We start from the raw sequence: 20,349 nt of genomic DNA, 5'->3' as shown, positions 1-20,349 counted from the left end.
CACCCCCTTGTGCTTCCCAAGCCTGCATTACATATTGAGTTTTGCGTGTTAAATAGACGTAACTCTACGACGGTTACCACCAAACCTGGTCGGTCAGGCCGGGTGCCTTCGTCTTCGGGGAGCCCCGAGTGGATCACAGCACGCAGCTCACCGTCCGTCCCGCGCCGTGCGAGATCGCATACGATCCTCCGTCCTCGGGCACGTCCCTGCACGTCAGAGCGGCCCAGGTGCTCGACGCGAACTGGACGGGCGGCTCGACGGTCCCCTCCCGGAGCCTGTATCCGCACCAGTGGTCCTGGGACTCGGCGTTCATCGCGATCGGCCTGCGGCACATCTCGCCGTTGCGGGCCCAGACCGAGCTGGAGACGCTGCTGGCCGCCCAGTGGGCCGACGGGCGCGTCCCGCACATCGTCTTCAACCCCTCCGTCCCCCTCGACGCCTACTTCCCCAGCCCCGACTTCTGGCGCTCCTCCACCGCCGGTCGCGCGGCGGGCGCCCCGCGCACCGTACAGACCTCGGGGATCGTGCAGCCACCGGTCCACGCGCTCGCGGCCTGGCTGGTGCACCGCGCCGACCCCGGGCTGTCGCGCGCCCGCGGCTTCCTGGCCCGGACGTACCCGCGGCTCGCCGCCTGGCACCGCTATCTGCTGCACCGCCGGGACCTGGGCGGCGCCGGGCTGGTGTCCGTGGTCCACCCCTGGGAGCAGGGCATGGACAACAGCCCCTGCTGGGACGCCCCGCTGGCCCGGATCAGCCCGGCCCCGGCCCGCTCCTTCCGCCGCGCCGACCTCGCCCACGGCGCGCCCGAGGACCGGCCGACGGATCTGGACTACGGGCGGTACGTGCGGCTGGCCGCCGACTACCGGGATGCCGGATACGCCGACCAGGACCGGGAGTTCGCCGTCGAGGACCCGTCCTTCAACGCCCTCCTCATCGCCTCCGAGCACGCGCTGGCCCGAATCGCCGGGGAACTGGGCGCATCCGGCACCGCCCGTCACGACCGCGCCGAACGACTGACGGCGACCCTGGTGGAGCGCCTGTGGGACCCGACGGCCGGCCTGTTCCTGTGCCGGGACCTGCGCGGAGGAGGTGACGAACGGACCCACGGGCGGGGCGTGTCGGGGCCGACCCACGAGCGGGGTGCGTCGGGGCCGAGCCACGAGCCGGGCGGCTCCGGGCTGATCCCCGAGCGGGGTGTTTCCGGGCTGGTGCCGCTCATTCTTCCGGGGTTGCCGCGTGACGTGGTCGACGCCGTCGTCCGTACCTTGTGCGGGCCGCACTTCGGGTTCGGTGGGCGCAGTCGGCTCGTACCCAGTTACGACCTCCTCGGTGAGGCCTTCGATCCGCATCGGTACTGGCGCGGACCGGCCTGGTTCAACACGAGCTGGCTGCTGGAGCGGGGGCTGCGCGTGCACGGCGAGCGGGAGCGGGCCGACGCGCTGCGCGCGGCCGTGCTGCACCTCGCCGAAGCCACCGGTTTCGCGGAGTACGTCGACCCGTACAGCGGCGAGGCCTGCGGCGCCACCGGCTTCGGCTGGACCGCCGCGCTCGCCCTCGACCTGCACCACGAGCTGCACAAAGACCTTCTCAAGGGCGCCCGCGAGGGCGTGACCGAGGCGGCCACCGGCACGTTCGACAGAAGTGAAGAAGGAGGCGACCGGGGATGACGGACCGGCATCATCTGCTCGTGCACGGGGCGACGTTCGCCGCCGTGGGCGACCGGGGCGACATCAGCGGGGTCCGGGGCAGCGGCTCCCCGGACGGGTTGTTCGTACGGGACGCCCGGCATCTCAGCCGCTGGCAGCTCACCGTCGACGGCGCCGTGCCCGAGGTGCTCACCCCGGTCACCGACGACGACACGGCAAGCTGCGTGCTGGTCCCGCGCGGCGGCCGGCAGGAGCCGCCGGCGCACACCCTCTTCCGCCGGCAGGCCGTCGCGGACAGCTCGTTCGTCGAGTCCCTCCGGGTGACCAGCAACCGCCCGGTGCCGACCACGATCCGGCTCGCCATCACCGTCGACGCCGACTTCACCGACCAGTTCGAACTCCGCTCCGACCACCGCACCTACGCCAAGGCCGGCGCCGTACGCTCCCGCGAAGTCCTGGACGACGGCATCGAGTTCAGCTACCGGCGCGCCGAATGGCGGTCCTGTACGACCATCACCGCCGAGCCCGCCCCCGACGCCGTGGAGGAGACCGGCACCGGCGCCCGCCGCCTGGTGTGGGCCCTCGACCTGGCCCCGCACGGCACGGCCGAGCTGGTGCTCCGGGTGATCGCCCGCCCGCACGGCGAGATGCGCGCCCTGCGCGTGCCCCGCGACCCGGCGTCCGTGCACGAGCAACTCCTCGCGCTGGAGGGTGAGTTCGTGGAGGGTGTGGCCTTCCCCACCGGCTGGCCGGAACTGGCGGCGGCCTGCGCACGGGGCCTCGCCGACCTGGCCGCGCTCCAGGTGCCGGCGCGCGGACCCGACGGCGAGGAACTGCGCGTCCCGTCCGGCGGCGCCCCGTGGTTCCTGACCCTGCTCGGCCGGGACGCCCTGCTCACCTCCCTGTTCGCGCTGCCGTACCGCCCGGAGCTGGCCGCCGCCACGCTCCCCGCGCTCGCCGTGACCCAGGCGACCGGCACCGGCCCGTTCCCGGTCGCCCAGCCCGGCAAGATCGTGCACGAGGTACGCCACGGCGAGCTGGCCCACTTCGGGCAGGTGCCGTTCGCCCGGTACTACGGCTCGGTCGACGCGACCCCGCTGTTCCTGGTCCTGCTCGGCGCGTACGTCGAGCAGACCGGGGACACCGGTCCGGCCCGGCGCCTGGAGGAGAACGCGCGTGCCGCCGTCGGCTGGATGCTGGACCACGGCGGTCTGACCTCGCGCGGCTATCTCGTCTACCGCGCCGACGAGGGCGGCCTCGCCAACCAGAACTGGAAGGACTCCCCCGGCGCGATCTGCTGCGCCGACGGCACCCGGCCCAGCGGCGCCGTGATGGCGGCGGGCGCGCAGGGGTACGCGTACGACGCGCTGCGCCGCACGGCGTGGCTGGCGCGCACGGCGTGGGGCGACGAGACGTACGGGGCGCTGCTGGAACAGGCCGCCGCCGATCTCCGGGACCGTTTCCAGCGGGACTTCTGGATGGAGGAGCACTCCTTCCCCGCGCTCGCGCTGGACGGGGAGGGCCGCCAGATCGACGCGCTGGCCTCCGACGCGGGGCATCTGCTGTGGTCGGGGCTGCTGGACAAGGAGTACGGCGAGGTGGTGGGCCGGCGGCTGCTGGAGCCGGACTTCTTCTCCGGGTGGGGTGTGCGGACGCTGGCCTCGGGACAGGCGGCGTACCATCCGCTGTCCTATCACCGTGGGTCCGTCTGGCCCCATGACAACGCCCTGATCACATTGGGTCTGGCGCGGTACGGACTGCACGACGAGGCCCGTGCGGTGGCGCACGGGCTGGTCGACGCGGCGGCGGTGGCGGGTCACCGGCTGCCGGAGGTGCTGGCGGGGTACGGGCGGGACACGCATCCGGAGCCGGTGCCGTATCCGCACGCGTGTGTGCGGGAGTCGCGGTCGGCCGCGGCGCCGCTCGCTCTGCTGACGGCGGTCGGGGGTGTGTAGCGCCGTTGCCGGGAGGTAGGCGGGGGCGACGTTTGCCAGGTGTTTGCCCGGTGTTGTGAACAGGGGCCGTGAAGTCGCCGTACGGGACGGCAGATCGGGTCTCGCAGGGAAGGACGCCGGGTGTCCCAGGACATGAGCACGCGCGAATCAGCCGCAGCAGAAGCCGAGGAGGCGGAGCCGGAGCAGCCGGCCGCCTCCCTACCCGGCCCACGCCGCCCCTTCCCGCGCCCCTGGACGGCCTGCTCGGCGTGGGTGCGGCGATGGCGGGAGGAGCATCCGACGGCCGCCCAGGTGCTGTCGGTCTCCGTCACCGTCCTCGCCGCCGCCCTCGTCGTCGCAGCGCTCGTGATGCCGAACACCGTCGTCCGGCTGGGACCCTCGGAATTCATCCGCATACCGGCGGAGGCCGTGATCGGGGCGGCCGTGATGATCGCCCTGCCGCGCCGGCCCCGGGTGGTGCTGGCGGCCGTGTCCGGAGTCGCGCTGGGCGCGATGACCGTGCTGAACGCGCTCGACATGGGCTTCAAGCAGTACCTCGGCCGCGGCTTCAACGTCGTTCTCGACTGGAGTCTGTTCGGCGACGCGGAGTCGTATCTGGAGGACTCCCTCGGCCGCACGGAGACCCTTGCCGCCGTGGCCGGTGTGATCACCGCCGTCCTGCTCCTGTTCGTGCTGCTGGCGCTGTCCATGGTCCGGCTGAGCAATCTGCTCGCCCGGCACACCGGCGTCGCGACCCGGGGCACCCTGGTCGCCGGCGTCGTCTGGATCACCTGCTCCTCCCTCGGCCTGCAGGCGTTCGGTGTACCCCTCGCCTCCGACAACACCGCGACCGCGCTGAAGGCCCAGGCCCACCTGATCTCGGCCACCCTCAAGGACGAGGCGGAGTTCCGGAAGGTCGCCAGGGTCGACGCCTTCGGTGACACCCCGGGCAGCCAGCTGGTCCCGGATCTGCGCGGCAAGGACATGATCTTCACGTTCATCGAGAGCTACGGCCGCAGCGCGGTCGAGGACCCGATCATGGCGCCCGGCGTCGACAGCACGCTCGACGCCCGGACCAAGGCCCTGGCCAAGGCCGGCTTCCACGCCAAGAGCGGCTGGCTGACCTCGGCGACCTACGGCGGCAGCAGCTGGCTCGGCCACTCCACCACCATGTCGGGTCTGTGGATCAGCAACCAGCAGCGCTACCGCACGGTCATGGCCAGCGACCACATGAGCCTGACCGACGCGTTCAAGAAGACCGGCGCCTTCGACACGGTCGGTGTCATGCCGGGCGTGCAGAAGGGGTGGCCGGAACAGAAGTGGTACGGCCTCGACAAGGTCTACAACGCCTTCCAACTGGGCTACAAGGGACCGAAGTTCAGCTGGTCGACCATGCCGGACCAGTACGCGCTCCAGCAGTACCAGGACCGGGTGCACAGCAAGAGGCCCGCCGACGGCAAGGCGCGGATGTCGCTGCTGATCCTCACCTCCAGCCATCAGCCCTGGGCGCCGATCCCGAAGATGGTCGGCTGGGACCAGCTGGGCGACGGCTCCGTCTTCAAGGGCATCCAGGCGGCGGGCAACAAGCCGGCCGACGTCATCGCCGACACGACCAAGTCCCGCCAGGAGTACGGCAAGTCGATCCAGTACTCGGTGACCGCGCTGACCCAGTGGCTCACGCGCTACGGCAGCAAGGACACCGTCCTGGTCTTCCTGGGCGACCACCAGCCGATCGCCCGGGTCAGCGGCAACCACGCCAGCCGTGACGTGCCGATCTCGATCGTCGCCAAGGACCCGAAGGTCCTCGACAAGATCTCCGGGTGGGGGTGGACGGACGGCCTGCGCCCCGCCCACAACGCCCCGGTGTGGAAGATGAGCGCGTTCCGGGACCGCTTCCTGACGGCGTACGGCTCGACGCCGCACCCGAAGAAGGGCTGATCAGCCTCCGGAGGTGTCCAGCTCCGCGTCCTCGCTCACGCCCGCGCAGTCGTAGGGGTCCTTCAGCCAGCCGTCCGGCAGCACCACCCGGTTGTTGCCGGACGTACGGCCGCGGGGCCCGTCCGCGCCGGCCGGCCAGGGCTGGTCGAGGTCCAGCTCGTCCAGCCCGGCCCGCAGCTCCTGGAGCGACGACGTGATCGCGAGCCGCTTACGCATCTCGGAGCCGACCGCGAAGCCCTTCAGGTACCAGGCGACGTGCTTGCGGAAGTCGATCACTCCCTTGGACTCGTCCCCGATCCACTCGCCGAGCAGGGTCGCGTGCCGCACCATGACGTCGGCCACCTCACGCAGCGCCGGCCGCTGGAAATCACCGGTCCGCCCCTCGAAGGCGGCGACCAGGTCCGCGAACAGCCACGGCCGCCCCAGGCAGCCGCGCCCGACCACGACCCCGTCGCAGCCCGTCTCCCGCACCATCCGCAGCGCGTCCTCGGCCGACCAGATGTCGCCGTTGCCGAGCACGGGGATCTCCGGGACGTGTTCCTTCAGGCGGGCGATGGCGTCCCAGTCGGCGGTGCCGCCGTAGTGCTGGGCGGCCGTGCGGCCGTGCAGGGCGATCGCCGTGACGCCCTCCTCGACGGCGATGCGGCCGGCGTCGAGGTAGGTGATGTGGTCGTCGTCGATGCCCTTGCGCATCTTCATCGTGACCGGGAGGTCACCGGCGCCGCTGACCGCCTCACGCAGGATCGCCCGCAGCAGGTTCCGCTTGTACGGCAGGGCCGAGCCGCCGCCCTTCCGGGTCACCTTCGGGACCGGGCAGCCGAAGTTCAGGTCGATGTGGTCGGCCAGGTCCTCCTCCGCGATCATGCGGACGGCCTTGCCGACGGTCGCCGGGTCGACGCCGTACAGCTGGATCGAACGGGGCCGCTCGCTCGCGTCGAACCTGATCAGCTGCATGGTCTTCTCGTTGCGCTCGACCAGCGCCCGGGTGGTGATCATCTCGCTGACGAACAGGCCCTTGCCGCCGGAGGCTCCCTCCTTCGCCTCGCCTCCGGCGAGGGCTCCGCCTCCGGCGAAGTGCCTGCACAGGGTGCGGAACGGCGCGTTGGTGATGCCCGCCATGGGTGCGAGCACGACGGGCGGCCGAACCGGGTGAGGACCGATCTGCAGGGGGGACTCGAGCGTGGACATTGCTCCATTGTCCTGTACGGGGAGCGGTGACTTCCCCGGCCTGTGGACAACACCACCTCCGTATCGTGTACCAGTAATTAGTTAGACGCACTATTGAAATTCGTTTACGATGGAACCATGCCCGAGTTGAGCCCCCGCCGCCGTCTGCTCGTGCTCGCGATCTGCTGTATGAGCCTGCTGATCGTGAGCCTGGACAACACCGTGCTGAACGTGGCGCTGCCGTCCATGCAGCGCGATCTGCACGCCACCACCTCCGGCCTGCAGTGGACGATCGACGCCTACACACTGGTACTCGCCTCGCTGCTGATGCTCGCCGGCTCGACGGCCGACCGGATCGGCCGCAAGAGGGTCTTCATCACCGGCCTGGTGGTCTTCTCCGTCGGCTCGCTGCTGTGCTCGCTCGCACCGAACCTGTCCCTGCTGGTGGTGTTCCGCATGGTGCAGGCGATCGGCGGCTCGATGCTCAACCCGGTCGCCATGTCGATCATCACCAACACCTTCACCGACGCCCGCGAGCGGGCCCGCGCGATCGGTGTGTGGGGCGCGGTCGTCGGCATATCCATGGCGGCGGGCCCGCTGGTGGGCGGTCTGCTCGTCCAGTCGGTGAGCTGGCGCTCGATCTTCTGGATCAACCTGCCGGTCGGCCTCGTGGCCCTCCTGCTCACCCTCCGCTTCGTCCCCGAGTCCCGCGCCCCCAAGGCCCGCCGCCCCGACCCGGTCGGCCAGCTCCTGGTGATCGCCCTGTTCGGCTCGCTGACGTACGCGATCATCGAGGCGCCGGACTCGGGCGCGGCCACGGTGACGCCGTTCGCGGCGATCGCCCTCGTGGCCCTCCTGGCCCTGCTCCGGTACGAGCCCCGCCGCGCCGAGCCCCTCATCGACCTGCGCTTCTTCCGCTCGGCTCCGTTCAGCGGGGCCACGGTGATCGCGATCAGCGCGTTCGCGGCACTGGGCGGCTTCCTCTTCCTGTCCACGCTCTACCTGCAGAACGTCCGCGGACTCAACGCCCTGCACGCCGGCCTGTGGATGCTGCCGATGGCCGCGCCGACCTTCCTGTGCGCCCCGCTCTCCGGCCGCCTGGTGGGCAGCCGGGGCCCGCGCGTCCCGCTCCTGGTGGCGGGCACGGCGATGACCGCGAGCGGCGTCCTCTTCGCGGCCTTCGAGGCGGAGACGTCGAACACCACCCTGTTCCTCGGGTACGTCCTCTTCGGCATCGGCTTCGGCTTCGTGAACGCGCCGATCACCAACACGGCCGTCTCCGGCATGCCGCGCGCCCAGGCCGGGGTGGCCGCCGCGGTCGCCTCCACGAGCCGGCAACTGGGCCAGACGCTCGGCGTCGCGGTGGTCGGCGCGGTCCTGGCCTCCGGCATCCACTCCACCGCCTACCGGGACACCTTCGTCTCCGCGGCCCGCCCCGGCTGGTGGATCCTCACCGCCTGCGGCCTGGTCGTCCTCGCCCTGGGCCTGCTCACCAGCGGCCGCTGGGCCCACCGCACCGCGGAACGCACGGCCGAGTCCCTGCAGTCACCGGAGGTACGGCAGGCCGTGGGAGCGTCGGAGCGCGGCTAGCGCGGTGACGGCACCGAGGCCCGGGCCCGGACACCGCGCCCGGTGAAGCGCCTCAGGCCCTGGCCGTGGCCTCGCGGGCGATGGCGTACAGCCTCTCCAGCCGCTCCCGGCTCTCCTCGTCGACCGGGGTGTACGTCACCATGCGGGCGCCCAGTTCGGGGCCCAGCCAGAGGTCGGTGTGCTCCAGTCTGAGGTGGCCGACGTGGGCGTTGAGGAACTCCTTGGTCTTGGAGCGGTTGCCGACCACCTCGTAGCGCTCCCAGTTCTCGCGGAACGTGGGCGACTCCGACTCGAGGCGCTTCAGGAGCATCTTCCACGCCGGCTCGCCGAGGTGGCCGGCGAGCGAGGCGCGCAGGCGGGCGGCCATCAGGCGCTGGCTCTCCTCCAGGTGCACGACCGACGCCTGCCACTCCTTGTTGGTGTGCACGAGGAGCATGCAGTTGCGGTCCTCCGGCGGCAGCGCGTCCAGGTCGGTCAGGAGGCGGCCGTAGGTGCGGTTGTAGGCGAGGATGTCGTACCGGCTGTTCTGGATGCACGCCGGGATCGGCTCCAGCTGGCGCAGCATCTCGCGCAGGGCCGGGGTGACGCTCGGGCAGCTCGCGGCGGGCGTCGGATCCGTGGCGCCGGCCAGCTGGAAGAGGTGGGCGCGCTCGCTAGCGTCCAGCATCAGGGTGCGGGCCAGGGCGTCCAGGACCTGCACGGAGACCTGGATGTCACGGGCCTGTTCGAGCCAGGTGTACCAGGTGACGCCGACCGCGGAGAGCTGCGCGACCTCCTCGCGGCGCAGTCCGGGCGTACGGCGCCGGGTCCCGCGCGGCAGGCCGACCTGCTCGGGGCTGATGCGCTCACGGCGGCTGCGCAGGAACGCGGCCAGCTCGTTTCGCCGGATCGCCGAGCCCCGGCGCGTCGGCTGCGGGGCGGTCTCCTGGGCCGTGGTGGTCATGTCTCCCAGGGTGCCGTCTCCGTCATCCTGTTGCCAGGTAGTTCTTCTACCAGGATGAGGACACTCTGGTACCAGTCTGGGCGGCGGCGCAGGCTCGGGGGCATGAGTGAAACCGTCACCACCCGGGCCGTCCGTGCGACGGTCGCGCCGCCCGCACTCGGCGGGCTCGGGCTGTTCACCGTTCTGCTGGCCGCGGCGCTGCCGCTGGTCGACTTCTTCATCGTCAACGTCGCCCTGCCCGCCATCGGCTCCGACCTCGCCGCGGGCGAGGCCGTACTGGAGCTGGTCGTGGCCGGGTACGGGGTCGCCTACGCCGTGCTGCTGGTGCTCGGCGGGCGGCTCGGGGACCTGTTCGGCCGGCGCCGGCTGTTCCTGGGCGGGATGGCCGCGTTCGGGCTGACCTCGCTGGCCTGCGGTCTGGCACCGGACGCCTGGAGCCTGGTCGCGGCGCGGGTCGCGCAGGGGGCCTCGGCCGCCGCGATGCTGCCGCAGGTGCTGGCCACCATCCAGTCCACCACGCGCGGTGCCCGCCGCGCGAAAGCCATGAGCCTCTACGGCGCCACCGCCGGGCTGTCCATGGTGGCCGGGCAGATACTCGGCGGCGTGCTCGTCGCCGCCGATGTCGCGGGCACCGGCTGGCGGGCCGTCTTCCTCGTCAACGTGCCCGTGGTCGCCCTGGGCCTGCTGCTCGCCGTACGGGTGGTGCCCGAGACCCGGTCGCAGCACCCCGAGCCCGTCGACGGGCCCGGCACCGTTCTGCTCGCCGTGTCCCTGCTGACGCTGCTCGCCCCGCTCACCGAGGGCCGGGCGGCGGGCTGGCCGCTGTGGACGTGGCTGTCGCTGGCCGCGTTCCCCCTCTCGGCCGGCGCGTTCTGGGCCGTGGAGCGGCGGGCCGACCGGGCGGGGCGGACCCCGCTCGTGCCGCCGAGTCTGCTGGCGCTGGCCTCGCTGCGGCGCGGTCTGCTGCTGATCCTGCCGTTCTCCGTCGGCTTCAGCGGGTTCATGTTCGTCATCGCGCTGGCGTTGCAGCAGGGCGCCGGACTCGGTCCGGTGCCGGCCGGGCTCGCGCTCGCGCCGATGGCCGTGGTGTTCCTGTTCGTCTCCCTCGCCGGACCGCGGCTGATCGGCCGTTACGGCACCCGGGTCGTCACCGCGGGTTCGGTGCTCCAGGGCGTGGGCGTGCTGCTGATCGTGCTGGCGGCCTGGCGCGACTGGCCGCACCTCGACTTCGGCTCGCTGCTGCCGGGCGCCGCCGTGGCCGGTGCCGGGCAGGCGCTGCAACTGCCCAACGTCTTCCGGATCGTGATGTCCGAGGTGCCGCCCGCCCGGGCCGGTGTCGGCAGCGGTGTGATGGTCACCACCCAGCAGTCCGCGCTCGCGCTGGGCGTGGCCACGCTCGGCACCCTGTTCCTCACCCTCGTACCGCGCCTGGGCATGCGGGACGCGCTGGTCACCACGCTGCTGGTGCAGTTGGCCGGGGTCGTGCTGACCGGGCTGCTCAGCCTGCGGCTGCCGCGCGAGATCGGCTGAGCCGGGGCCGGCCCCGGCCGGCCCGTGGGCACAGCTTGGACAACTCCACGGGAAGCTCCCCCTGTTGATGTTCGTCTTGCTGCACACTCCTGTCCCGGCCGGGGTGTTGTGGACGCGAGGAGGCGTGAGGGTCATGCCGCAGGGCAACAGCACGAGCAAGGTCAGCCGCTGGGACCAGCATGGCCGGGAGCACGTCGTACGGGTGCAACGCACGGGAGTGCAGCGCACGATCAGGTGCGACACGTGCGGCTGGCGCAGAGGCGCCCAGTTCCTGCCGTGGCTGAAGGCGGAGGAACATCTGGCCGAGGCCCACCAGGCGACGGTCGATCCGGCGGCCCGGCAGCCGTCGAGGTAGCGACGCCTGGCCGCTGTACGGCACTTGACCTGCGCTCTTGCCCGCTCGAGTGGCCGGTTCCGGGAACCCGGTCCAGCCTTGTAGAGGTTCTTCGAGCGACAGGAGAGAAACATGACCTCGGTACTCCGCCATCGCTACGGCCTCGTGCTCGGCGCGGGTGCGCTCTCCGTGGCACTGCTCTCCGGCGGAACGGCCGGAGCCTACGCCGCCACCGGCACCCCCACGCCCACGGCCTCACCGCGGACCAGCCCCACGGCCGCGATGGCCTCGATCACCCTCACAGCGAAACCGACCTCGGTGAAGGCCGGACAGTCCGTGCTGTTCACCGGACGCACCAAGGGCCTGAAGGTCGGCTCCCCGCTGGTGCTCCAGCAGAAGATGAACGGCAAGTGGGTACCGCTGCGCGCCACCGGCAAGGTGAAGACGGGCAGTTCGTACGCGGTCACGACCAAGCTCAACAAGAAGGGCACGCACACCCTGCGGGTGGCGAGCGCGACCATGTCCGGGAGGGTCTACTCCCCGACCGTCATGGTGACGGTGAGCTGAGTCCCCGTATCAGCAGGTCCACGACGGCCGTGAACTCCTCGTCGACACCGGGAGCGGTCCATTCCCGGGCGTGACAGGGGTCGTGGAAACGGCCGGTGGCCTGGAAGACGGCACGGGCCGCGGCGGCCGGGTCGGACACCGGGAAGGTGCCTGACCCGGCCCCTTCCGTGATGATCCGGGTCAGCTGTGCGGTCAGGTCGGCGATGTGCTCGCCGACCACCGTGCCCACCTCGTCGGTCAGCACCGTGTAGGTCGCGAAGAGTTCGGGATCGTCGCCCGCCTTGTGCCGCTTGGCCTCGAACAGCGCCGCGAGCCAGGCCCGCAGCCGCTCTTCGGGAGCGCCGTCGCCGGCGACGATGACGGCCAGCTTCTCCGCGGTCCGGTCCAGCCACCGCTTGGTGACCGCCTCGCGCAGCGCCGCCTTGGTGCGGAAGTGCCGGTAGACACTGCCGTGGCTGACGCCGAGCGCGCGGGCGACGTCGACCACGGTGGCCTTGGCCGGGCCGTGGCGGCGCAGCACCTCCTCGGTCGCTTCGAGGATGCGCTCGGCGGTCAGTGTCTCGGTGGGCGGTGCCATGCCCTAGACCGTACCCGGCGCCACGGTCAGCGCTCGCTGTCGAGGTGCGCCATCTGCGCCGTGGGGTAGCGGTCGCCGGCCGCCGCGTCCTGCGGTACGGCCTCCTCGATGGCCGCCAGGTCGGCTGCCTCCAGGGTGACGTCCAGCGCGCCCAGCGACTCGCGCAGCCGCGTGCGGGTGCGGGCACCGACCAGCGGCACGATGTCCTCGCCCCGGGAGAGCACCCAGGCGATGGCGATCTGCGCGACCGTGACGCCCTTCTGCTCGGCGATCTTGCGCAGGGCCTCGACCAGGTTCAGGTTGTGCTGGAGGTTCTCGCCCTGGAAGCGGGGCGAGTGGGCGCGGAAGTCGGTCGGGGCCAGCTGCCGGTCGCGGGAGAAGTGGCCGGAGATCAGGCCCCGGGACAGGACTCCGTAGGCGGTGACCGAGATGCCCAGTTCGCGAGTGGTGGGCAGGATGTCCCGCTCGATACCCCGGCTGATCAGCGAGTACTCGATCTGGAGGTCGGCGACGGGGGCGGTGGCGGCGGCCCGCCGGATGGTCTCGGCGCCGACCTCGCTCAGGCCGACGTGCCGGACGTACCCCTTCTCGATCAGTTCCGCGATCGCGCCGACGGTCTCCTCGATGGGCACGTCCGGGTCGAGGCGGGCGATCCGGTAGACGTCGATGTGGTCGACGCCCAGGCGCTGCAGGGAGTAGGCGGCGAAGTTCTTCACGGCGGCCGGGCGGCCGTCGTAGCCGCTCCAGTTGCCCTCCGGGTCGCGCAGGGCGCCGAACTTCACGCTGGTCAGGGCCTGCTCGCGGAGGGCGGCCGGGGCGGTGCGCAGGGCTTCGCCGATCAGCATCTCGTTGTGCCCCATGGCGTAGAAGTCACCCGTGTCGAGCAGGGTGACGCCCGCCTCCAGAGCGGCGTGGATGGTCGCGATCGACTCCGCGCGGTCGGCGTCGCCGTAGAGCGCGGACATGCCCATGCAGCCGAGGCCGAGGGCGGAGACCTGGGGTCCGGTGGTTCCGAGGGTTCGGGTTCGCATCGTCATGCCTTCACGATGCCATGACAGCTGACAGATTTCAATATCTGTCACTCCAACTTTGTAAGCAGCTGGGCAGGTGGCGGTCCAGACCTCTTGACGAAAGGTCTGGACCAGAGCACCGTCGTAGCACGCGAACTGTCATGCCTACGTCACCTCACCGCACCCCCACCGGGAGGCCCGCATGCTCCGCCGCACGCTGTCCCTGCTCGCCGCCGCGCTCGCCACCGCCTGTCTCGCCCAGCTGCCGGCCGCCCCCACCGCCTCCGCCGCCGACACCTGCGCGGTGAAGTCCCGGCCCGCCGGCAAGGTGCTCCAGGGCTACTGGGAGAACTGGGACGGCTCCGCCAACGGCGTCCACCCGCCCTTCGGCTGGACCCCGATCACCGACTCCCGCATCCCCGCGCACGGTTACAACGTGATCGACGCGGCCTTCCCCGTCATCCGCTCCGACGGCACGGCGCTGTGGGAGGACGGCATGGACACGGGGGTGAAGGTGGCGACGCCCGCGGAGATGTGCGCGGCGAAGGCGTCCGGGCGGACGATCCTGCTCTCCATCGGCGGCGCGGCGGCCGGCATCGACCTCAACTCGACCGCCGTGGCCGACCGTTTCGTCCAGACGATCGTCCCCATCCTGAAGAAGTACAACTTCGACGGCATCGACATCGACATCGAGACCGGCCTGACGAACAGCGGCACCATCGGCCAACTGTCCACGTCCCAGGCGAACCTGATCCGCGTCATCGACGGTGTCCTCGCGCAGATGCCGTCCGGCTTCGGCCTGACGATGGCCCCCGAGACCGCGTACGTCACCGGCGGCAGCGTCACCTACGGCTCGATCTGGGGCGCCTATCTGCCGATCATCAAGAAGTACGCCGACAACGGCCGGCTGTGGTGGCTGAACATGCAGTACTACAACGGCAGCATGTACGGCTGCTCGGGCGACTCCTACGAGGCGGGCACGGTCGCCGGCTTCACCGCCCAGACCGACTGCCTGAACAAGGGCCTGGTGGTCCAGGGCACGACCATCAGGGTGCCGTACGACAAACAGGTACCGGGTCTGCCCGCCCAGCCCGGCGCGGGCGGCGGCTACATGTCACCCTCCCTGGTCTCCCAGGCCTGGAAGCACTACGGCACCTCGCTCAAGGGCCTGATGACCTGGTCGATCAACTGGGACGGCTCGAAGAACTGGACCTTCGGCGACAACGTGAAGGCGCTGCAGGGCCGTTGAGCGACGCCCGGCGTCAGCCCACCGGCTCCGCAAGGGCCCTGATCGCCGGCCGGAGCAGGGCGGCGACGCGCTCTGCCGGGGCGTCGCACAGCGGGGCCAGGCCGAGGAGCTGGTGGCCGATGGTGACGCCCAGCAAGGTGGCGACGAGCAGGGCGGCGCGCAGCTCCCGGTCCTCGGCCGCGGGCAGCGCGGCGCCGACGCCGTCGATCTGCCGGCCCAGGGCGGCGCGGGCCTGCTCGCCGGCCGCCGGGTCGGTGAGCATGGAGCGCATCATCGCCAGCGCGCCCTCGGGAAGACCGCCCAGCTTCAGGCCGAGCGTGGCCAGCAGCTGCTCGACGAGGGCGTCGGCGTCGCTGGCCGCCGGCAACGCGGGGACCGCCTGCACGGCCCGGGTGAACAGCTCGCGTTTTGAACCGAAGTACTGCATGACCAGTGCCGGGTCGACACCGGCCGCCGTCGCCACCGCGCGGATGGTCGTGCGGTCGAATCCCTTCTCGGCGAACAGCTCCCGGGCGCGGTCGAGGATGCGGGCCTCGGTGGCTCGGCGGCGTTCGGCGCGGGACCGGTGGGTGGCGGGCACGCGTTCACTCTACAGCCGTTGACCGAACGTCCGGAGAGCTCCTGGAGTGTTTCGCTCAACAGCTGTTGAGCGAATGGAGGGATTCCCGTGCCGGACCTTCGGTCACCCGGCGCCCGTACCCCGCGCGAGGTACTGGCCCGCCACCACCGGGCCATGCTCGACAAGTCCGCGGACGACCTCGCCGATCTGTACGCGGTGGACGCGGTGCACGAGTTCCCGTTCACCTCTCCGGGCTTCCCGGCGCGCTTCGAGGGCCGGGAGGCCGTGCGCGCGGGATACCGGGCGGCCTGGGGCGGCCCGGCGCGGGTGGAGGAGATCGAACAGATCGCGATCCACGACACCGCCGGCCCCGGGGTCGTCGTCGCCGAGCAGGTCGTACGGGGATCACTGCCGGCCACCGGCACCTGCTTCAGCGTCCCCGGACTCCTGGTCCTGCACGTCCACGACGGACTGCTCACGCGGGTACGGGACTACATGGACGGCGCGGGGGTCACGGGCGCCAGACCGTGAACGCAAAAGGCCCACCCACCCGGCCCCAGGAATCCCGGGCGGGTGGGTGGGCGGGGACGGCTCGGGCGCCGCAGGCGTCAGCAGCCCAGCAGACGCCCGGCGAGGTAGCCCTCGATCTGGTCGAGAGACACCCGCTCCTGCTTCATCGAGTCACGCTCACGCACGGTCACCGCGTTGTCCTCGAGCGTGTCGAAGTCGACGGTCACGCAGTACGGCGTACCGATCTCGTCCTGGCGGCGGTAGCGGCGGCCGATGGCGCCGGCGTCGTCGAACTCGATGTTCCAGTGCCGGCGCAGCGCCTGGGCGAGCCCCTTGGCCTTCGGGGACAGCTCGGGGTTGCGGGACAGCGGGAGGACGGCCACCTTCACCGGGGCGAGGCGGTGGTCCAGACGCAGCACCGTGCGCTTCTCCATCTTGCCCTTGGCGTTCGGCGCCTCGTCCTCGACGTAGGCGTCGAGCAGGAAGGCCAGCATGGTCCGGCCGACACCCGCCGCGGGCTCGATGACGTACGGCGTCCAGCGCTCGCCGGCCTCCTGGTCGTAGTAGGCGAGGTCCTGGCCGGAGGCCTGGGAGTGGGCCTTCAGGTCGTAGTCGGTGCGGTTGGCGACACCCTCCAGCTCGCCCCACTCGCTGCCGCCGAACTGGAAGCGGTACTCGATGTCGGCGGTGCGCTTGGAGTAGTGGGAGAGCTTCTCCTTCGGGTGCTCGTACCAGCGCATGTTCTCAGTGCGCAGGCCGAGGCCCGTGTACCAGTTCCAGCGCTGCTCCATCCAGTACTCGTGCCACTTCTCGTCCTCGCCCGGCTTGACGAAGAACTCCATCTCCATCTGCTCGAACTCGCGGGTGCGGAAGATGAAGTTGCCCGGCGTGATCTCGTTGCGGAACGACTTGCCCATCTGGGCGATGCCGAACGGCGGCTTGCGGCGCGAGGTGGTCTGCACCTGGGCGAAGTTGGTGAAGATGCCCTGGGCGGTCTCGGGGCGCAGGTAGGCGACGGAGCCGGAGTCCTGGGTCGGGCCGAGGTGCGTCGACAGCAGGCCGGAGAACTGCTTGGGCTCGGTGAACTGGCCCTTGTTGCCGCAGTTCGGGCAGTTGATGTCGGCCAGGCCGTTCGCCGGGGCGTGGCCCTTCTTCTCCTCGTACGCCTCTTCCAGGTGGTCGGCGCGGAACCGCTTGTGACACGCGGTGCACTCGGTCAGCGGGTCCGTGAAGGTGGCGACGTGGCCGGACGCGACCCAGACCTCGGAGGCCAGGATGACGGACGAGTCGATACCGACCACGTCCTCGCGCGACGTCACCATGTAGCGCCACCACTGGCGCTTGATGTTCTCCTTGAGCTCGACACCCAGCGGTCCGTAGTCCCAGGCGGCACGCTGTCCGCCGTAGATCTCACTGCAGGGGAAAACGAAGCCACGGCGCTTGCTCAGGCTGACGATGGTGTCGATCTTGTCGGCGGCCACGGTGCTCTCTTCATTACGACGACGGGCGTTGAAGCGAGATGCTTCCAGCGAATGATTCAGGTTACCGGCGCAGGCTCCCCCTCAGCCAAATCGCCCCCCACCTGAAGACCCTCCGCCCGTGCCCTCACCGGCCCCTTACCCAGGCTTGTTGACAACGGTTTCCATGTCAGTTGAAAATGACTGTCATGAACGTACGACGACGCCTCATACCCGCCGCCGCGCTCGCCGCGGTCACCGCCCTCGGGGCCGGCACCCTCTCCGCCTGCTCCGGCGACAGCGCGGCCGCGACCGGCACCGGCAGGTTCGACGTCGTCGCGTCCTTCTATCCCATGGCCTTCCTCGCCGAGCGGATCGGCGGGAGCCACGTCCACGTCACGAGTCTCACCGCCCCCGGGCAGGAGCCGCACGACCTGGAGCTCAGCCCCCGGCAGATCGGCTCGCTCCAGGACTCCGACGCCGTCCTGTACCTGAAGAACCTCCAGCCCTCCGTCGACGACGCGGTGGCCCAGTCCCCGGTCCGGACGAAGATCGACGCGGCTTCTTTGACCACGCTGGAGGAGCACGGCAACGAGGTCGGCGGCCACGCCGCCGCGCACGACACCCACCAGGGCGAGGAGGCCGGCGCCAAGGACCCGCACATCTGGCTCGACCCGGTGCGCTACGCCCAGGTCGCCGAGGGCGTCGGCAAGGCCTTCGAAAAGGCCGATCCCGAGCACGCGGCCGACTACAAGAAGAACACCGCGGCCCTGGTCGAGCAGCTGAACGGCCTGAACACGCGGTTCCAGGACGGCCTGGCACACACGAGGACCAGGGTCTTCATCACCACCCACGCCGCCTTCGGCTACCTCGCCGAGCGCTACGGCCTGACCGAGGAGGCCATCAACGGTCTCGACCCCGAGTCCGAGCCCAGCGCCGCGCGCGTGAAGGACCTGGAGACGATGGCCAAGGCGGACGGCGTCTCCACCGTCTTCTACGAGACGCTCGTCAGCGACAGGACCGCGAAGACCATCGCCGGTGACGCCGGCCTGAAGACCGACGTCCTGGACCCGATCGAGGGCATCACGTCCAAGTCCCGCGGCAAGGACTACTTCTCCGTCCAGGAGGCCAACCTCAAGGCGCTCCAGCAGGCCCTCGGCGCGAAGTGAGGGGACACGAGATGACCAGCGAACCCGTCGTGTCCCTGCGCGGGGTGAGCGCCGAACTCGGCGCGCGTCCCGTGCTGCGCGGCATCGACCTCACCGTCGGCCGCGGCGAGGTCGTCGCGCTGCTCGGCGCCAACGGCTCCGGCAAGTCCACGGCGATCCGCACGATCACCGGCCAGGTCCTGGTCAGCGGCGGCACCGTCGAGCTGTTCGGCACCCCGCGCCGCGCCTTCCGCGACTGGGCGCGCGTGGGCTACGTACCGCAGCGGACGACGGCCGCGGGGGGCGTACCCGCGACGGTGACCGAGATCGTGTCGTCCGGCCGGCTCTCCCGCACCCGCTTCGGCCTCTTCCGCAGGAGCGACCGGGAGGCCGTGCACCGGGCCCTGGAGCTGGTCGGGATGGCCGACCGCGCCAAGGACTCGGTGAACGCCCTCTCCGGCGGCCAGCACCAGCGCGTCCTGATCGCCCGCGCCCTCGTCGCCGAGCCGGAACTGCTGATCATGGACGAGCCGATGGCGGGCGTCGACCTGGCCAGCCAGGAGATCCTCGCGCGGACCCTGCGCGAACAGGTCGAGCGGGGCACGTCGGTCCTGCTCGTCCTGCACGAACTCGGTCCCCTGGAGCCCCTGATCGACCGGGCGGTCGTCCTGCGCGACGGCTGTGTCCTGCACGACGGACCACCGCCGAAGGCTGTGGGCCAGCATGCCCTGCCCGGACACGACCACGTACACCCGCACGCACCGGCGGGCACCGAACCTCTGCGGACGGGACTGCTGAGCTGATGGACTTCCTGAACTACGCCTTCATGCAGCGGGCGCTGCTCGCCGCCGTCCTGGTCGGCATCACGGCGCCCGCGGTCGGCATCCACCTCGTCCAGCGGCGCCAGGCCCTGATGGGCGACGGCATCGGACACGTGGCGATGACGGGGGTCGGCCTGGGCTTCCTGCTCTCCACCTCCCCGGTGTGGATGGCGACGGCCGTGTCGGTGCTCGGCGCGGTCCTGATGGAGCTCATCCGCTGGTACGGCAGGACGCGCGGCGACATCGCCCTCGCCATGCTCTTCTACGGCGGTATGGCCGGCGGCGTCATGTTCATCAACCTCGCGCCGACGGGGTCCAACGCGAACCTGACGACGTACCTGTTCGGCTCCCTGTCCACGGTCTCGCAGTCGGACGTGGTCTCGATCTGCCTGCTCGCCGCGCTCGTCGTGCTGGTCACCCTGGGCCTGCGCCGCCAGCTGTTCGCGGTCAGCCAGGACGAGGAGTTCGCACGGGTCACCGGCCTGCCGGTGCGCGCGCTGAACCTGCTCACGGCGGTGACGGCGGCGGTCACGGTCACGGTGGCCATGCGCGTGGTCGGCCTGCTGCTGGTGTCCGCGCTGATGGTGGTGCCGGTGGCGGCGGCCCAGCAGCTCACCCGCAGCTTCACGGCGACCTTCGTGATCGCCGTCGTGATCGGGGTGGCCGTGACCGTCAGCGGCACGATCACCTCGTACTACCAGGACGTTCCGCCCGGCGCGACGATCGTCCTGCTGACCATCGGCGCGTTCGTCGCGCTGACGGCCCTGGCCACGCCACTGGCCCGCCGACGCGCCCGCGCGGCCGCCGCCGCACGGCCCGCCGGGGACCCGGCCGAGTGCTCGGTTCCGGCCACCAGAGAGGCCGACGACAAGATCGGCGTCTGACCGCTGACAGCCCGGGCTGGCACAATGGCCGCCCGGGCAGAAGCGAGACGTGAGGAGACAACGGTGACGACCGCTGGACCGCCCGTGAAGGGCCGCGCGACCCGCCAGCGTGCAGCCGTGGCGGCGGCCCTGGACGAGGTCGAGGAGTTCCGCAGCGCGCAGGAACTGCACGACATGCTCAAGCACAAGGGCGACTCGGTCGGGCTCACCACCGTCTACCGCACGCTGCAGTCGCTCGCCGAGGCCGGCGAGGTCGACGTCCTGCGCACGTCTGAAGGCGAGTCCGTCTACCGCCGCTGCAGCACCGGTGAACACCATCACCACCTGGTGTGCCGTGCCTGCGGCAAGGCGGTCGAGGTCGAGGGGCCGGCCGTCGAGAAGTGGGCGGAGGCGATCGCGGCGGAGCACGGTTACGTCAACGTGGCCCACACCGTGGAGATCTTCGGCACCTGCGCGGACTGCGCGGCGCGGAACTGCTGACGTTC

19 protein-coding genes are annotated in these 20,349 nt (G+C 71.2%); 13 read left to right on the top strand and 6 right to left on the bottom strand.

Features of this window, described 5'->3' with window-relative positions; translation table 11 throughout:
* The first annotated feature begins 128 nt into the window (after positions 1-128).
* From AB0D93_RS18785 to AB0D93_RS18775, 3 genes are all read left to right on the top strand, one after another.
* On the top strand, positions 129-1,667 hold the full coding sequence (locus AB0D93_RS18785) for a hypothetical protein (protein WP_362120589.1): 1,539 nt from the start codon (positions 129-131) through the stop codon (positions 1,665-1,667).
* Entirely contained in the window at positions 1,664-3,601 is a 1,938-nt protein-coding gene (locus AB0D93_RS18780; RefSeq protein WP_362120587.1) for a glycogen debranching N-terminal domain-containing protein, read from the top strand. Before AB0D93_RS18785 ends, AB0D93_RS18780 begins: the two co-directional genes overlap by 4 nt.
* A gap of 348 nt (positions 3,602-3,949) precedes the next feature.
* Positions 3,950-5,518 (top strand): CDP-alcohol phosphatidyltransferase, encoded by a 1,569-nt coding sequence (locus AB0D93_RS18775; RefSeq protein WP_362120836.1) that lies wholly within the window; start codon positions 3,950-3,952, stop codon positions 5,516-5,518.
* Here AB0D93_RS18775 and dusB read toward each other — a convergent pair whose 3' ends face one another.
* Positions 5,519-6,706, bottom strand: a complete 1,188-nt coding sequence (dusB, locus tag AB0D93_RS18770) for a tRNA dihydrouridine synthase DusB (RefSeq protein WP_362120585.1) — start codon at positions 6,704-6,706, stop codon at positions 5,519-5,521.
* Between the two features lie 117 nt (positions 6,707-6,823).
* Between dusB and AB0D93_RS18765 the strand changes: the two genes are divergently transcribed.
* Complete coding sequence (locus AB0D93_RS18765) at positions 6,824-8,275, top strand: MFS transporter (protein ID WP_362120583.1); 1,452 nt, start codon at positions 6,824-6,826, stop codon at positions 8,273-8,275.
* Positions 8,276-8,327: 52 nt separating this feature from the next.
* On the opposite strand, the gene AB0D93_RS18760 is transcribed toward AB0D93_RS18765, so the two are convergent.
* Positions 8,328-9,218, bottom strand: a complete 891-nt coding sequence (locus AB0D93_RS18760; protein ID WP_362120581.1) for a helix-turn-helix transcriptional regulator — start codon at positions 9,216-9,218, stop codon at positions 8,328-8,330.
* Positions 9,219-9,320: 102 nt separating this feature from the next.
* Here AB0D93_RS18760 and AB0D93_RS18755 point away from each other — a divergent pair, with 102 nt between their 5' ends.
* From AB0D93_RS18755 to AB0D93_RS18745, 3 genes are all read left to right on the top strand, one after another.
* A complete protein-coding gene (locus AB0D93_RS18755; RefSeq protein ID WP_362120579.1) occupies positions 9,321-10,748 on the top strand; it encodes an MFS transporter in 1,428 nt (475 codons plus the stop codon).
* A gap of 133 nt (positions 10,749-10,881) precedes the next feature.
* Positions 10,882-11,103 carry a hypothetical protein gene (locus AB0D93_RS18750; protein ID WP_362120577.1) on the top strand — a complete coding sequence of 74 codons (222 nt, stop codon included), beginning with the start codon at positions 10,882-10,884 and terminating at the stop codon, positions 11,101-11,103.
* Positions 11,104-11,214: 111 nt separating this feature from the next.
* Entirely contained in the window at positions 11,215-11,649 is a 435-nt protein-coding gene (locus AB0D93_RS18745; protein ID WP_362120575.1) for a hypothetical protein, read from the top strand.
* Here the strand turns inward: AB0D93_RS18745 and AB0D93_RS18740 are convergent.
* On the bottom strand, positions 11,630-12,226 hold the full coding sequence (locus AB0D93_RS18740; RefSeq protein WP_362120573.1) for a TetR family transcriptional regulator: 597 nt from the start codon (positions 12,224-12,226) through the stop codon (positions 11,630-11,632). The two genes, AB0D93_RS18745 and AB0D93_RS18740, sit on opposite strands and share 20 nt — an antisense overlap.
* A 26-nt stretch (positions 12,227-12,252) precedes the next feature.
* Positions 12,253-13,263 (bottom strand): aldo/keto reductase, encoded by a 1,011-nt coding sequence (locus tag AB0D93_RS18735; RefSeq protein WP_362120571.1) that lies wholly within the window; start codon positions 13,261-13,263, stop codon positions 12,253-12,255.
* Between the two features lie 175 nt (positions 13,264-13,438).
* Here AB0D93_RS18735 and AB0D93_RS18730 point away from each other — a divergent pair, with 175 nt between their 5' ends.
* Entirely contained in the window at positions 13,439-14,485 is a 1,047-nt protein-coding gene (locus AB0D93_RS18730) for a chitinase (RefSeq protein ID WP_362120569.1), read from the top strand.
* Between the two features lie 13 nt (positions 14,486-14,498).
* Here AB0D93_RS18730 and AB0D93_RS18725 read toward each other — a convergent pair whose 3' ends face one another.
* On the bottom strand, positions 14,499-15,065 hold the full coding sequence (locus tag AB0D93_RS18725) for a TetR family transcriptional regulator (RefSeq protein WP_362120567.1): 567 nt from the start codon (positions 15,063-15,065) through the stop codon (positions 14,499-14,501).
* An 87-nt stretch (positions 15,066-15,152) separates the two neighbouring features.
* Here AB0D93_RS18725 and AB0D93_RS18720 point away from each other — a divergent pair, with 87 nt between their 5' ends.
* A complete protein-coding gene (locus AB0D93_RS18720) occupies positions 15,153-15,575 on the top strand; it encodes a nuclear transport factor 2 family protein (RefSeq protein WP_362120565.1) in 423 nt (140 codons plus the stop codon).
* Between the two features lie 77 nt (positions 15,576-15,652).
* Here the strand turns inward: AB0D93_RS18720 and AB0D93_RS18715 are convergent, their stop codons facing one another.
* A complete protein-coding gene (locus AB0D93_RS18715) occupies positions 15,653-17,035 on the bottom strand; it encodes a glycine--tRNA ligase (RefSeq protein WP_362120563.1) in 1,383 nt (460 codons plus the stop codon).
* Positions 17,036-17,220: 185 nt separating this feature from the next.
* Between AB0D93_RS18715 and AB0D93_RS18710 the strand changes: the two genes are divergently transcribed.
* From AB0D93_RS18710 to AB0D93_RS18695, 4 genes are all read left to right on the top strand, one after another.
* Positions 17,221-18,180 carry a metal ABC transporter substrate-binding protein gene (locus AB0D93_RS18710; protein ID WP_362120561.1) on the top strand — a complete coding sequence of 320 codons (960 nt, stop codon included), beginning with the start codon at positions 17,221-17,223 and terminating at the stop codon, positions 18,178-18,180.
* An 11-nt stretch (positions 18,181-18,191) separates the two neighbouring features.
* Entirely contained in the window at positions 18,192-18,962 is a 771-nt protein-coding gene (locus AB0D93_RS18705) for a metal ABC transporter ATP-binding protein (RefSeq protein ID WP_362120559.1), read from the top strand.
* A complete protein-coding gene (locus tag AB0D93_RS18700) occupies positions 18,962-19,864 on the top strand; it encodes a metal ABC transporter permease (protein WP_362120557.1) in 903 nt (300 codons plus the stop codon). Before AB0D93_RS18705 ends, AB0D93_RS18700 begins: the two co-directional genes overlap by 1 nt.
* A 63-nt stretch (positions 19,865-19,927) precedes the next feature.
* Entirely contained in the window at positions 19,928-20,344 is a 417-nt protein-coding gene (locus AB0D93_RS18695; protein WP_362120555.1) for a transcriptional repressor, read from the top strand.
* The last annotated feature ends 5 nt before the right edge of the window (positions 20,345-20,349 follow it).

The organism is Streptomyces sp. NPDC048191 (assembly GCF_040652655.1).
GTDB lineage: Bacteria > Actinomycetota > Actinomycetes > Streptomycetales > Streptomycetaceae > Streptomyces.
Note: the sequence above shows the minus strand (reverse complement) of the source record. Positions and strands in the feature narration are given on the sequence as shown.